Here is a 12,299-nt window from a genome sequence, read left to right on the forward strand (position 1 = left end):
AAAAAACGCAAGCGAGTCGCTTGCGTCCGTGAACGTTAAAATAGGGCGATGAACTGTTGAAGCGAATACGTCTCGCCTTCGGCAGTGAACGTATTGTCTTCGGCGATCGGCTCGAGGAAAAACGTCTTCCCTCCGTCGACTTTCACATAACCAAAGATGTGACCCGTCTGATAGAACAGTTCCACAATCGTCACTCGCCCGAACGTCATCCCGTCATTGATGACTGCCCGGTCCTCTAACTCGCCGCCGTTGTACAGTTCAATATACGTATCCATTTTGTTGTCGCTCCCTTTGTGTTTGTTTTCACAATTCCTTTTTATCAAACAACTTCAGGGAGTTCAAGTTAAGATTTTGCGTGACGCTTCCAAAAATCAATCCAATTGTGATACTCGGATAATACTTTTTGAATTTGAGCAATCGATTTTTCATCATGTAACCCATCTGCATCAATCTTTTCTTTACAATGCGTGATAAAAATTTCATTTCCCGGTAAAACGTTTGCCTTATTTGTGGCAAATACTTGACGAAGATGAATTTGGCATCGGGCTGTCCCGAGGATGCCAGGCGACGCCCCGGCGATCATGACCGGTTTACCGCCGAGCGGAGAACCTGGTTCAAGCGACAACCAGTCGATCGCATTCTTCAGCACACCTGGGATACTATGATTATACTCAGGTGTGACGACGAGAAAGCCGTCCGCTTCCCGTACCGCTCGCTTGAACGCCGCGACGGCTTCTGGTTCGTCCGGGTCAATCAAGTCGTCGTTATATAACGGTAATTCGATTGAATGGATGGTGATGTCGAATCGATCGCGCGCGAGCTCGATAATCGAGTGTAAAAGTGCCGTATTATACGACGCTTTTCGTAGGCTGCCCGACACCGCGACAAGTTTAAACGGTTCCATGGAACTCCTCCTTAAGCCATATGTTGATCAATCGTGCCTCTTCTTCCGGTGCTTCCATCATCCCCATATGACTGACGGGAAGCTTTCGTCGTGTATGATGCTCGGCACCGAGGAAAGCCCGCGTCTCATTCATGTTCGGGTCTTTCTCTCCATATAAGAAAAGTCCCGGTAACCCGGTATGGCGCACCGTATCGGTCTCATCGACCCGGTCTCGAATCGCACGTTGCGCCGAGACGATCCCTTCTTTCGACATCGTGTAGCCGATTTGTTTCGCCCGTTCGACGAGAGATGCTTTTGAATCTTGAGCAAACACGCCCGGAATCATCGTGTCGATGAACGGGTGCACCCCTTCTTCGATGACCCGTTCAATCGCTTGATTGCGTTTTTCTTTTGCCTCGGCCGTGTCAGAGGCAGCGGTCGAATGAATCAAGCCGAACCCTGATAACTCATCCGGGTAGCGGCGCACCAAATTGGTCGTGATATACCCGCCAAATGAGTGGCCGAGCACAAGCGGTCGTTTGATGTCACGCAATCGAATTTGTTCAATCACCCAATCCGCGAACGCGTCCATCGTCTCAGGTCCGGCCTCTTGTCCATTATGGCCCGGTAACGTCAACGCATAAGTCTCTGCCTCGATCAGCGGCTCGAGCGCATCGAAGTAATCAGGCGAACCACATAGGCCATGCAACAATACAACAGTCATCCTCGTTCCTCCCTCATCATCCATTCGTCTCGTAACAGTCGGTACATCGTCAAATCCATGAAGCGTCCGTGACTATACGCATAGTCTTGGAGTAATCCTTCCTCAGTAAAACCAAGCTTTTGGACCAATCGATTCGACCCTTCGTTCTCCGGTGCGACGAGTGCGGAGATCCGATGGAACTTAAACTCGTTGAACCCGTGCGTGATGACGGCCGTGGCCGCCTCGTGCGCGACGCCTTGACGCCAATAGTGCTTCGCGACTTCAAATCCAATCTCAGCCCGGAAATATTGCGGTGTCCAATTATGGAAACCGATTGTTCCAATAAGTTCGTCAGTCATGCGGTCACAAATGGCCCACCGTATGGCTTTCCCTTGTTGAAATTGGTCTTTGAAATAGGCGATGACGTTCTTTGCCTCATAGACCGCAAGGAGCGGATCAGATCCGTAATACCGCATGACGTCATCCGTCGACAAGATGGTGTAGAGCGCCCGGGCGTCACGTGGCTCAAGCTCTCTCAACGTGAAGCGATTCGTAGCGAGCTCCGGAAAACTTTTCTTTAACCCCCACATACTGAACCCGCCTTTCTGTATCCTTTTCTCAATTATAGCTTGTTTTCCTTCAAAATCGTCAGTTCAACCCTCTCGAACATGGCGTACGTGAAATGGATTTGCTAAAATTAAAGAAAGCGACTTCGAACTGAGGGGATAAACATGTCAAAACAGTTGTTTTACATTAAACAAGACCGAGAATTACAACGTTTTACGTTACATGGGGTCACATTGAGCGATGTCACCGAGGCGCTCTCGCTCGCCCGCCCAATGATTATCTGCCGGACGGACGTCAAAGGCATGCGCCAATCAACGCGTACGCACTTCCGTTACATCGAGGCGCACGAACTCGCGACGTTCTCAACGAAATACTTGAACAATCAAACGACGTTTACCGCCATCGACTTTCCGGACTATCACGTCCTTGAATCGTTGTCGGATCACGAAATTGCCGAAATTCTGTTTTTAAGTCATATGGAACGCGGATTGAAAGGTCCGTTTCTCCATTCGATTCAAAATGAAATCGCCTTCTTCAATGAAGCAAACGATCGACACAGTAGCCTATACATAAGAGATTGGGCCTCGATCAATCGTTTCTTACAAAGCGTGTTGCAGAGCAAGCTCGACCGTGACATTCGAAACATCAGTTTTGTCCCGATTCCGCTCCCTGTTATCGAAGAGTTACTGACGTTAGCCCCACAAGGGTTGATTATCGACTTCGACCATACGAAACGGAGCTTGTTTAATCGCTACATTACCATCTCGTTTTACGTGGCAGGTCGTTACGAGGACATGTCGGTGTTAGAGGAAGACTTCGATGCGAAAAAAGAATCGATCGCGTTGAAAGGCCAATTGACGTATCGACGCCGCACGTGGGAAATCGAGCGGTTTTAAGGTCATTCATGTACTAAAGCGAAAAGAACCTGACTCCATTTGGTTCTTTTTTGTTATGTTGCGCATTTATTTTTCTTAATAAAGCGCTCTAGGACAGGCTCAAAATACTATTTTTAAATTTCGATAACAAATTGTCTAAATTTTTCGTTAAATTGACTCTTTTCTTTTTGGGATAGGGCGTTATACTAGGAATAACCTTCTCGAGGAATCGAAGGCAATATAGAGAAAGCGAGGTGAAATCTATTCATCACGCAGATGGATAGATGCACGATATGGAACAACTGAAAGTACAGGGAATTTCTTCGTTCACCAAGTTTGCGACGAATGGAAAAATGCTGAAATTAAAAGATGCCATTGCCGGCGAGCAACGGATTTCGCTTCAGGAAGCGACCGACATTCAAGTCTCGATGCTCGACGAGGACCATTCGCGCTTCACTATATTTGGTCAGTCAAACCCGCTCGTGGAACTGACCCTTCCTCATCATTCGTGTGACGTGCTTCACGCTTGGCTGTTACACAAACTAAAACGACAAAAAATCAAATTGGCCTCGAACGCCTAACGAAAAGCCGTCCCACTTGAAAGGGACGGCTTTTCTCATACGAATTAGGTGAAGAGCGAGACGAACCAGCTGATTAGGATCCCGACGAGCGCGAAGTCGGAGTCGCCGAACGTCGTACTTTCGAACCCGAGATTTCCGAGGAGCGGCAACAAAAGTGCTGGCAAAAAGGAAATCAATAACCCGTTTGCAAATGCGCCGAGCAAAGCACCACGTCTTCCACCGGTCGCGTTCCCGAACACGCCGGCTGTTGCCCCAGTGAAGAAGTGTGGCACAAGACCCGGGACGATGACCGCTAGCCCGAATAGAGGCAAGAAGAACATCGCAATCAATCCGGCCGTAAAACTCGCCAAGAAACCGATGATGACGGCGTTAGGTGCGAACGGGAAGACCGTCGGACAGTCAAGCGCCGGTTTGGCGTTTGGCACCATCTTGTCGGCAATCCCTTTGAACGCAGGCACGATTTCCGCGATCAACATGCGGACACCTGCGAGTACGATATAAACACCCGCCGCAAACGTAATCGCTTGGATTACCGAGAAGACGATGTAGTTCGATCCGTCCGAAAGTTCACTTTCAATGAATGTCGGACCAGCGAACAAGGCAACGACGATGAATAAGAGTGTCATCGTCAATGAGACAGCGACCGAAGTATCACGAAGAAAGCCGAGCTGTTTTGGGACTTTAATCTGTTCCGTTGAATGTTCTTTGTTCCCAGCGTACTTCCCGATTGTCCCAGAAACGAAATACCCGAGCGACCCGAAGTGTCCGACCGCGAAGTCGTCCGACCCCGTGATTTGACGGACGAATGGTTGTAGAAGTGCTGGGAAGAGCACCATACATAAACCAAGCAATACTGAACCGACTGCAACGAGCATGACACCTTCAAGTCCTGAAACCGAGAGAATTGCAGCAAGCAAACTCGCCATGAAGAGCGTGTGATGACCCGTTAAGAAAATATACTTGAACGGAGTGAAACGAGCCAAGATGATGTTCATAATCATCCCGAAAACCATGATCATCGCCGTCTCGACACCAAACGCGTCTTGCGCGACAGCGACGATGGCCTCGTTGTTCGGGATAACCCCGCGAATGCTGAATGCTTCATCGAACATCCGGCCAAAGATGTCAAGCGCGGCGATGATGACACCGGCACCGGCACCAATGATGACGAATCCCATGATTGTCTTCAACGTTCCTGAAACGACGGAAGCGACATCTTTCTTTTGAAGCATGAGACCGATTAGCGCAAACAGCCCGACTAAAATCGCTGGTGTTCCCAATATATCTCGCATTATCAAATCAAGCATACGTTGTTCCCCCTTACCGTCCCGAAATGATTACTTACAGCTTATCGCTCAAGTGGGCTTTGATTTGTTCGATATCCATCACGTTCTCGAGCGCGACGATTGTCCGTGTCCCGTCATCTAACGTCGTAATGATGTCTTTTGCGCCGAGATAAATGTCAGCTGGCTCTGTGCGCGCCGTCGCGATGTCCGTATGTGAGACCTCTGCCTCTTTCCCCATCTGTTCAAGCGCTTTCTTAACGTTCAATTCCATGATGAAACTTGACCCTAATCCGTTTCCACATACTACTAAAATCTTTTTCATGATTTATTCCTCCTCAGAATAGGTTGTAACGACTCGTAAAATGTCTTCAATTGTTTTAGAAGCCAACACGTGATTCAAATCCGCTTCGTTCCCGAGTAGCTCAGTCAGCTGAGCTAACGCCTTCAAATGCGTCGTTTGGTCGATTGCCGCGAGGACGAAGAACAGCCGCACAGGCTTGTCGGTCGGAAAAACGACCGGTTCTGTGAGTTTCAAGACGCTCATCCCGAGCGAGCGGACCCCATCCTCGGGGCGAGCGTGTGGAATGGCCACGTCCGGCATCAACACGACATATGGGCCATGCTGTTCCACGTTGGCAATCATCGTCTCAATATAACGCGTCTCAATCGAGGCGTTCTCTTCAAGTGGCCGGGCCGCAAGGCGAATCGCCTCTTTCCAATCACTCACACGTTCCATCAACTGTACATTGTCTTGCGTAATCAATTCATTTAACACTGGTTGTTCCCCCTCTGATCTCATCGGGTTTTGATTCGGATTAAGCAACGCACGCAGCTCTCGTCTCAATTGCCGTTCATTTGTAACCGTCGCGTACTTCTCGATGACGTGCATCACCTCATCGAGTTGAAGCGGAACTTCTGGTACGCTGTGCAAAAAGCGCTTCCCGATTTCTCGCTTTAATGCGACTTGCTCGAGGCGTGTCGGCAACGTCGGGACGAGCATAACGTGTGCAATTCGTTGCACGTCCCGTGGGAGTGGCACCGTCGTGAAGACAAGATCGACAAGTGGTGCGAACCGCTCCACGTCGCGCTGTGAAATCGGCGGCAAGAAGACGAACTCCGGAAACTGGTTTTTCAGAATATGATCGAGCATATGCGAGACGCTCACCCCACTTGGACAGACAACGATGGCCTTCATCTTTTCATCTAAGTGCTGACCTTGACGATGGAGGTGTGCCGCGAAATGAAGTGTATAGTACATTACTTCGTGTTTTGGAATCACCTTGTCGATTCGCTTTCGAAAGGGCTCGAGCGACTTGTCAACGAGTACGTTCAAGACTTGATGTTCTTTCATCACATAGCGCTCGAGTTCCCGAGGCGCCTCGAGCCCAGTGTATACACGCTGGAGCGTTGCCTTTGAATGAAGGACGAGCTTCTCACATAACGCCTCGCGTTCGATGATGAACGTACAACTCAACGTCTCGAATCGTTCGATGACTTCCATCATGACGAGTGACAGATTTTGCTGGACGTTCGCATCCATCTCTTCTTCCATTTTTGGCCCGCTCTTGACGAGCATGTCGAGCGTGACCCATAGATGAGAAAGTTGATTAAAATGTTCTCGTAGTGATTCATCCGTGTTCTCGAACAGAATCACATCTTCCTCATCGTGCGCTTCCGTACGGGCAAGTCGGCTGCCTAGCAACAAAAAGTAAGTCAGCTTCTCGCGATGACTTTCGACGAAACGGAATTGATGCAGCCGTTCATACGACTCAATCTGTTCGATTAGACGGTCGTGCTCGGTTTGCCAAGTGTCGATAATCGCACTGATCAATCGCTCTTTCGTCGACAGTTCGACCAAACGTTCGACTGCTCGATACAAGTAAAGGGCGATCGTCTGCGGATGTCCGTTGACATGATAACCGGTGCGGCGGGTGTAGGCAAAGTCGAGACCGAACTGAGCGGCATTCGCCTTGACGGCGTTCAAACTCTCTTGCACCGTGAACTTTGAAACATCGAGTAGTTGTTGATAATGGACGCTCGACAAAAACTCGTCTGTCGTCAACGTGTAAAAGATGATTAACAACTCGCGCTCATCTTCAGAAAAGAGTAGCTCGGCCCGTTCAACCCCCTCGTAAATGCGCGGATCGTTGAGAAGTCGAATCGATGTCCCTTCCATCTCTAACTGAGGCAAGTTGCAATCGCTCAGCCACTGCTGAATACGTTCCAATTCATATTCAATTGTTCGTTTTGAGTACGGCAACATCAAAGTGAGTAATTGTAACGTCACATTGTTTTCATGCATGAGAACTTGGATAATCCGTTTGCTTTTTTCATTTAATAACATAGTAGAGGCCTCCTACACGTTTAGTATACGAGAGAAATTACTTCTTTATGTAAGCGTTTACGACATAGTTTTCGGGCCGACGAGCCAAAAATTCTGTCTGACCGCTATGGACAGAAAAAAGCGAGGGCTCTCCCCTCGCTCCCATCATCATTCTGTCGTTTGTGCTTGTTCGTTTCGTCGATAAATCGTCACGCCGCCATGTTTCGCTTCCCCAACGACTTGGAACAACCATCCTTTTTCCACTAATAAAGAACGGACTGTTAAAAAGTCGTCTTTCGGGACCGTCACCTCCTCGACGTCACCGTCAAGCAGACGTTGAATGTGCGCTTCCCACTCATTCATCTCATCCTCCCCTTTCCATCTGTTTATTGGCCCAGGTAAATAAGCGCTGCCCGGTCATGACGGCGTCCCCGGGGACATACACGTCGTCCGGCACTCGAGAGACGTCGGCCAAGTCGAAGCCGCTCGCCAAGACGATGTCTTCGTCGAGCATCTCTTCTATGTACTGAAGCGCAAACGAAAGAACGTCTTCGTCCGTCGTCTTCCCGCTCATCGCGAGTGCCTCTTCATAAACCGTGTCTTTCTGATTCGCCTTCAATACCACACGCCCCCCTTGAAGTAAGGCATAAGGCGGCAATGCGTCGACATGGAATACCTCATACGCCTTATACGCAGCCTCGTCGCATGACAGTAGCGGAATGAACGCTTTGGCCGCTGTCCATTTCTTCAACTGGAACAACGTCCGCATCGGTGTGAACGAACGTGCCCCGGACTGATCTTTCTCCACTAAAATCGTTGGCACGGCTGCCTGATCGGCTGTCAGTTGGTCCATGAACAACCACTGCTCGACTTCGGTCACCAGTATCATGTTTCTTTCCTCCTTATCCACCACTCGGAGATAACGATGACGACAAGTGCGACGAGCCATCCTCCGAGGACATCACTAAAGTAGTGCACATTTAAAATGACTCGACTGAACGAGACGATGACAACAAATAACATCATCAAGGAGACAAGGATGAGCGAACGTTGTGAGCGATACAAACTAAACGCGATTAAGCCGTATAGGGCAAGCGACCCCGAGGCGTGCCCACTCGGAAAACTATAGGTCGTCGCGTCTAGGGCGGCGTCAATGAGCGGTCGCTCAATCCCATAGACAAGCTTTAAAAGTTGCGTCAACACGAGCGTACCGATGACGACAATCGGTAATCGGAACGCTTCGGCACGCTGCCCACGCCACAACCAGAACAACATCCCAACGAACGAGAGGCCGATTAACACGCGCACGCTCCCGAGCTCTGTGATATAGGCGAACGTCGACCCGGCGAGCGGGGCCACGAGCTCGTAGACGAACGAATCCATCGGTGCGGCGGCCCCTAAAACGACAATCACCGAGACGAGGGCATAGGCCAACGTCCCGGCGATGAGGAGCAATCTTGCTTGACGATCCATCAATACAATCCTTTTCGTTCGCGCATTTCTTCTTCACCAAAATCGGTCATGTCACGCAAACGGTGCGCAAGGCGACCTGAAGCGTTCGCGGCGATAGCACCGACGAGGTCGTCCATGAACGTGTGGACTTGCCCGTCATCCATCTTCGTATCCAATTGCTTGATGATCCCGATCTTCGCTTTATCTAAGTAACCGAACGTCGTGACGGCAATCGAACCGTACGTGTTCACAGCCCCGATGGCAATCGTCTCGTCGACTCCGAACAACCCTTCGTCCGATGCGACGATGGACAAAAGTGGTTCCGACAATTGACCGCGCTCGGCCAAGATGTCGAGTTCAGACCCGACGAGGATGGCGTGCTGCAGTTCACGTTTCTCGAGCACGGCCTCGACCGAATCCATGCAATCCTTTAACGTTAAGTGCGGCGAATAAGGCGCCTGCATTTGATAGACGATTTCCCCGATCGATTCGATCGATACGCCTCGTTCAATTAAACGGGCCCGTGCGGCCTCGCGGACATCTCGTGAGTGCGGTACATTTTTCATAATTAGGCGGGCGCTCGTCCCGCTCCACATCCTTTCCTCTCGAGGACATCATGTATCCTCATCGTACTTCCATTCCATTATACTGAAAAATCGAAAAAAAGACTAAGCCCGCTTTGACTTCCCTCCGTAAATCGTTCATCATAAATGAGAAGACCACTATTAAAGGGGGAACTGGAATGAAGATTGGGGTAGTCTTATTTCCATCAAAACAAGTACAAGACTTCGCCAACTCGTATCGAAAGCGTTACGATACGAAATACGCGTTAATCTCGCCACATGTGACGATTAAAGAGCGTACCGAAGTGGCCGAGTCCGACTTGCCAAAAGTGCTCGAATACTTGCAACAAATCGCCGACGAAACGAAACCGATTCAATTGAAAATTGACGGGGTCCGCTCGTTCGCACCGACGAATAACGTCCTTTACTTAAAAGTGTTACCGACGCGCGAACTGTCGACGTTGCAACAAAAATTACATGAGGGCATCTTCAGTCAGCCTCCAAAATATGAATTCCTTCCGCACATCACGATCGGTCAAGACTTAGCCGATGCCGAATTGTTCGACGTGCTCGAACGCATGCGGATGGAACAAGTGCATTTTGAAGAGACGATCACACGGATGGCCGTCATGTATGAGCTTGAAAACGAAACGTGGAACGTCTATGAGACGTTCCGGTTCCGCGGTTAATATTAGACGCTCCGGTCAATCAGACGACCGGGGCTTTTTTGTTGTTCGGCTTCTAACCATTCTTCTTGCCGCGGCCGAATCCGTTGGACCCGCTTGATGCGAGTCACCGGTTCGATGTTTGCCCGTTCAGTTGGTTGGACTTGGCGATTACCATATTGGACGACTGTGAAATCAATCTGATAAGGACCCATGACTTCCCCTCCCTCACAAGTCCTTACCCGAAACCGTTTCACAATAATACAAAAAAGGACGCATAATCGCGCCCTTTCCCAAACTTATAAAATATGGTAGCCGCTGTCGACGTGAATGACTTCTCCTGTGACGCCACTTCCCATGCTAGACAAGAGGAACAACGCAGTCGATGCTACTTCTTCTGCCGAGACGTTACGACGAAGTGGTGCTTTTTGCTCGAGTTCAGACAAGATGCTGTTAAAGTCGCCTACGCCTTTTGCCGAGAGTGTACGAATCGGACCAGCTGAAATCGCATTGACGCGAACACCTTGTGGACCGTATTCGTTCGCCAAGTATGTGACGCTCGAGTCGAGGGCTGCTTTTGCGACACCCATCAAGTTGTAGTTCGGTACGACGCGTTCGCCACCGAGGTACGTGAGCGTGATGACCGATGCGTCTGCTGCGAAATAAGGTTTCGCTGCTTTGACGACCGCCGTCAAGCTGTAGGCCGAAATGTCGAGCGCTTGCGCGAACTGACCACGCGTCATTTCAGAAAATTCGCCACGAAGTGCCTCTTTGTCGGCGAAAGCGATCGAGTGTGCGATTCCTTGAATCTCGCCCGCTTGTTCGTGGATCGTTCGGAACGTCGTGTCAATCGCTTCATCATTCGTCACATCACACTCAAGAAGAAGCGCGTCTCCTTTAAGTTCTGATGCGAGCGACTCGAGTCCTGACTTGAACCGTTCCGCCGCATATGTGAGCACGAGCTTCGCTCCAGCTTCGTCTAGCGTTTTGGCAATCGCCCAGGCGATTGAACGTTTGTTGGCGATCCCCATGACGACGTAGGTCTTGTTCGTTAACGTTGGATAGATTGACATTGTAAACTCCCCTTTTTAGTACCTGGTGATAATATCTGTTATTAGATTACAGAACGGTGTCTGTTTTGTCAACCGACTCAGAACGTATTGCGCTTTTTTTTAGTTAATGTAAGATAAAATACGTATAGAAAGGGTGACAGGACTCCTTATGAACCGTATTCAATCTTATTTAAAAAGTTTAGACACGACGCTGTTGACCATCGTCTTCTTATTGATGGTGATTAGCCTCGGAGCCATCTACACGGCTCAACCGATGTTGCCAACACGACTTCAACATATCAACTTTGCGTTAGAGCAAGGTATTCGCTACGTGATCGGATTTGTCGCCATGTTCGCCATCATGACCATTGAATATGAACAACTTCGCAAAATCCACTGGTATCTCTATTCCTTTGGTCTCTTACTTCTTGCCGGACTCATTCCGTTACGTGACACGACGCTCGTTCCAAACATCAACGGCGCATACGGTTGGTATAACGTTCCCGGATTTAGTTTTCAGCCGGCTGAGTTTATGAAGCTGTTTCTTCTCATCTCGATGGCGACACTCGTTTATGACCACAACAAACGCTATGGTTCGTCACAACAAGACACGTGGTTGCTCATAAAGCTCGTTCTCGTTGCCTTACCGCCACTTGGACTTATCGTGACGCAACCAGACTTAGGGACGGGTCTTGTTTTGATTACGATGCTCGGTGCGATCATCATCGTCTCCGGAATCGGTTGGAAATGGCTACTCGGCCTATTTAGTGCAGCGGCCGCAACCATCGGTGGTTTTATGTATCTATTCTTCTTCCATTTCGAAGTGTTGCAAAAAATCTTCCCTGGACACGCGCTCAACCGTTTCCAGGCATGGATTTATCCGTACGAGTATTCGGACGATTTGGCGTTCCAGCTCATCAAATCTCTTCAAGCGATCGGTTCTGGACAAATGTTTGGCGCCGGATACGGTCAAGGACTCGTGTTCTTGCCGGAATCACAGACCGACTTTATCTTCGCCGTCATCGCTGAGCATTACGGTTTTATCGGGGCCGCTATCGTGATTATCGTCTTCTTCTTGTTCTTGTATCGCATGATCCATATCGCCCTTGAGGCGAGTAGCCCATTTGGCAGTTACATCGTCACCGCCGTCATCGCCATGTTCACCTTCCAAATCTTCCAAAACATCGGAATGACAATCGGGGTGTTACCGATCACCGGACTCACGTTGCCGTTCATTAGTTACGGTGGAACCGGAATCATCATGAACATGGTCGCAATCGGTCTTGTCATGAACGTTGCTTCGAAATCCAAAACGTATATGTTTGATGATGATTGACAAACAGCCCCGG

Annotated in this window: 17 protein-coding genes; 4 read left to right on the forward strand and 13 right to left on the reverse strand. The window is 49.4% G+C overall.

The window, feature by feature from the left end; translation table 11 throughout:
- Nucleotides 1-35: 35 nt before the first annotated feature.
- The 4 genes from KNP92_RS08905 to KNP92_RS08920 form a co-directional block, all read right to left on the reverse strand.
- Entirely contained in the window at nucleotides 36-275 is a 240-nt protein-coding gene (locus tag KNP92_RS08905) for a hypothetical protein (RefSeq protein ID WP_214840342.1), read from the reverse strand.
- A gap of 68 nt (nucleotides 276-343) precedes the next feature.
- Nucleotides 344-904, reverse strand: a complete 561-nt coding sequence (locus KNP92_RS08910; RefSeq protein WP_214839578.1) for an NADPH-dependent FMN reductase — start codon at nucleotides 902-904, stop codon at nucleotides 344-346.
- The gene (locus tag KNP92_RS08915; RefSeq protein WP_214839580.1) at nucleotides 891-1,607 is read right to left on the reverse strand and encodes an alpha/beta fold hydrolase; all 717 of its coding nucleotides are present in this window, start codon (nucleotides 1,605-1,607) and stop codon (nucleotides 891-893) included. Before KNP92_RS08915 ends, KNP92_RS08910 begins: the two co-directional genes overlap by 14 nt.
- The gene (locus tag KNP92_RS08920; protein ID WP_214839582.1) at nucleotides 1,604-2,176 is read right to left on the reverse strand and encodes a GNAT family N-acetyltransferase; all 573 of its coding nucleotides are present in this window, start codon (nucleotides 2,174-2,176) and stop codon (nucleotides 1,604-1,606) included. The genes KNP92_RS08915 and KNP92_RS08920 overlap by 4 nt, the downstream gene beginning before the upstream one ends.
- A 141-nt stretch (nucleotides 2,177-2,317) precedes the next feature.
- Here KNP92_RS08920 and KNP92_RS08925 point away from each other — a divergent pair, with 141 nt between their 5' ends.
- Together KNP92_RS08925 and KNP92_RS08930 are read left to right on the forward strand one after the other, a co-directional pair.
- Entirely contained in the window at nucleotides 2,318-3,049 is a 732-nt protein-coding gene (locus KNP92_RS08925) for a hypothetical protein (RefSeq protein ID WP_214839584.1), read from the forward strand.
- Nucleotides 3,050-3,321: 272 nt separating this feature from the next.
- Complete coding sequence (locus KNP92_RS08930) at nucleotides 3,322-3,609, forward strand: FHA domain-containing protein (protein WP_214839586.1); 288 nt, start codon at nucleotides 3,322-3,324, stop codon at nucleotides 3,607-3,609.
- A gap of 44 nt (nucleotides 3,610-3,653) precedes the next feature.
- Here the strand turns inward: KNP92_RS08930 and KNP92_RS08935 are convergent, their stop codons facing one another.
- The 7 genes from KNP92_RS08935 to KNP92_RS08965 all read right to left on the reverse strand — a co-directional run bounded on the left by KNP92_RS08935 (nucleotide 3,654) and on the right by KNP92_RS08965 (nucleotide 9,236).
- Nucleotides 3,654-4,916: a PTS ascorbate transporter subunit IIC gene (locus KNP92_RS08935; RefSeq protein WP_214839588.1), complete on the reverse strand. Its 1,263-nt coding sequence runs from the start codon at nucleotides 4,914-4,916 to the stop codon at nucleotides 3,654-3,656.
- Nucleotides 4,917-4,950: 34 nt separating this feature from the next.
- Nucleotides 4,951-5,217 (reverse strand): PTS sugar transporter subunit IIB, encoded by a 267-nt coding sequence (locus KNP92_RS08940; protein WP_034809562.1) that lies wholly within the window; start codon nucleotides 5,215-5,217, stop codon nucleotides 4,951-4,953.
- A gap of 3 nt (nucleotides 5,218-5,220) precedes the next feature.
- Nucleotides 5,221-7,239, reverse strand: coding sequence for a BglG family transcription antiterminator (locus KNP92_RS08945; RefSeq protein WP_214839590.1), 2,019 nt, complete (start codon nucleotides 7,237-7,239; stop codon nucleotides 5,221-5,223).
- 147 nt (nucleotides 7,240-7,386) lie between these two features.
- Nucleotides 7,387-7,581: a hypothetical protein gene (locus KNP92_RS08950; RefSeq protein ID WP_214839592.1), complete on the reverse strand. Its 195-nt coding sequence runs from the start codon at nucleotides 7,579-7,581 to the stop codon at nucleotides 7,387-7,389.
- A gap of 1 nt (nucleotide 7,582) precedes the next feature.
- Entirely contained in the window at nucleotides 7,583-8,107 is a 525-nt protein-coding gene (locus KNP92_RS08955; RefSeq protein WP_214839594.1) for a hypothetical protein, read from the reverse strand.
- Nucleotides 8,104-8,691, reverse strand: coding sequence for a phosphatase PAP2 family protein (locus tag KNP92_RS08960; RefSeq protein WP_214839596.1), 588 nt, complete (start codon nucleotides 8,689-8,691; stop codon nucleotides 8,104-8,106). Before KNP92_RS08960 ends, KNP92_RS08955 begins: the two co-directional genes overlap by 4 nt.
- Entirely contained in the window at nucleotides 8,691-9,236 is a 546-nt protein-coding gene (locus KNP92_RS08965) for a phosphatidylglycerophosphatase A family protein (protein WP_214839598.1), read from the reverse strand. Before KNP92_RS08965 ends, KNP92_RS08960 begins: the two co-directional genes overlap by 1 nt.
- Before the next feature lie 176 nt (nucleotides 9,237-9,412).
- Between KNP92_RS08965 and KNP92_RS08970 the strand changes: the two genes are divergently transcribed.
- A complete protein-coding gene (locus tag KNP92_RS08970) occupies nucleotides 9,413-9,922 on the forward strand; it encodes a YjcG family protein (RefSeq protein WP_214839600.1) in 510 nt (169 codons plus the stop codon).
- A 2-nt stretch (nucleotides 9,923-9,924) separates the two neighbouring features.
- On the opposite strand, the gene KNP92_RS08975 is transcribed toward KNP92_RS08970, so the two are convergent.
- Nucleotides 9,925-10,113 (reverse strand): hypothetical protein, encoded by a 189-nt coding sequence (locus KNP92_RS08975; protein ID WP_214839602.1) that lies wholly within the window; start codon nucleotides 10,111-10,113, stop codon nucleotides 9,925-9,927.
- An 84-nt stretch (nucleotides 10,114-10,197) separates the two neighbouring features.
- Complete coding sequence (gene fabI / locus KNP92_RS08980) at nucleotides 10,198-10,971, reverse strand: enoyl-ACP reductase FabI (RefSeq protein WP_214839604.1); 774 nt, start codon at nucleotides 10,969-10,971, stop codon at nucleotides 10,198-10,200.
- A 148-nt stretch (nucleotides 10,972-11,119) separates the two neighbouring features.
- Here fabI and KNP92_RS08985 point away from each other — a divergent pair, with 148 nt between their 5' ends.
- A complete protein-coding gene (locus tag KNP92_RS08985; RefSeq protein WP_214839606.1) occupies nucleotides 11,120-12,286 on the forward strand; it encodes an FtsW/RodA/SpoVE family cell cycle protein in 1,167 nt (388 codons plus the stop codon).
- The last annotated feature ends 13 nt before the right edge of the window (nucleotides 12,287-12,299 follow it).

The sequence above is a fragment of the Exiguobacterium sp. s122 genome (assembly GCF_018618475.1).
In the GTDB taxonomy this organism is placed as follows: Bacteria; Bacillota; Bacilli; order Exiguobacteriales; family Exiguobacteriaceae; genus Exiguobacterium; species Exiguobacterium himgiriensis.

Bases quoted from the DNA above. Each gene is read 5' to 3' on its own strand.
- KNP92_RS08905 (WP_214840342.1), bottom strand. From the start codon at position 275: ATGGATACGTATATTGAACTGTACAACGGCGGCGAGTTAGAGGACCGG.
- KNP92_RS08910 (WP_214839578.1), bottom strand. From the start codon at position 904: ATGGAACCGTTTAAACTTGTCGCGGTGTCGGGCAGCCTACGAAAAGCG.
- KNP92_RS08915 (WP_214839580.1), bottom strand. From the start codon at position 1,607: ATGACTGTTGTATTGTTGCATGGCCTATGTGGTTCGCCTGATTACTTC.
- KNP92_RS08920 (WP_214839582.1), bottom strand. From the start codon at position 2,176: ATGTGGGGGTTAAAGAAAAGTTTTCCGGAGCTCGCTACGAATCGCTTC.
- KNP92_RS08925 (WP_214839584.1), top strand. From the start codon at position 2,318: ATGTCAAAACAGTTGTTTTACATTAAACAAGACCGAGAATTACAACGT.
- KNP92_RS08930 (WP_214839586.1), top strand. From the start codon at position 3,322: ATGGAACAACTGAAAGTACAGGGAATTTCTTCGTTCACCAAGTTTGCG.
- KNP92_RS08935 (WP_214839588.1), bottom strand. From the start codon at position 4,916: ATGCTTGATTTGATAATGCGAGATATATTGGGAACACCAGCGATTTTA.
- KNP92_RS08940 (WP_034809562.1), bottom strand. From the start codon at position 5,217: ATGAAAAAGATTTTAGTAGTATGTGGAAACGGATTAGGGTCAAGTTTC.
- KNP92_RS08945 (WP_214839590.1), bottom strand. From the start codon at position 7,239: ATGTTATTAAATGAAAAAAGCAAACGGATTATCCAAGTTCTCATGCAT.
- KNP92_RS08950 (WP_214839592.1), bottom strand. From the start codon at position 7,581: ATGAATGAGTGGGAAGCGCACATTCAACGTCTGCTTGACGGTGACGTC.
- KNP92_RS08955 (WP_214839594.1), bottom strand. From the start codon at position 8,107: ATGATACTGGTGACCGAAGTCGAGCAGTGGTTGTTCATGGACCAACTG.
- KNP92_RS08960 (WP_214839596.1), bottom strand. From the start codon at position 8,691: ATGGATCGTCAAGCAAGATTGCTCCTCATCGCCGGGACGTTGGCCTAT.
- KNP92_RS08965 (WP_214839598.1), bottom strand. From the start codon at position 9,236: ATGAAAAATGTACCGCACTCACGAGATGTCCGCGAGGCCGCACGGGCC.
- KNP92_RS08970 (WP_214839600.1), top strand. From the start codon at position 9,413: ATGAAGATTGGGGTAGTCTTATTTCCATCAAAACAAGTACAAGACTTC.
- KNP92_RS08975 (WP_214839602.1), bottom strand. From the start codon at position 10,113: ATGGGTCCTTATCAGATTGATTTCACAGTCGTCCAATATGGTAATCGC.
- fabI (WP_214839604.1), bottom strand. From the start codon at position 10,971: ATGTCAATCTATCCAACGTTAACGAACAAGACCTACGTCGTCATGGGG.
- KNP92_RS08985 (WP_214839606.1), top strand. From the start codon at position 11,120: ATGAACCGTATTCAATCTTATTTAAAAAGTTTAGACACGACGCTGTTG.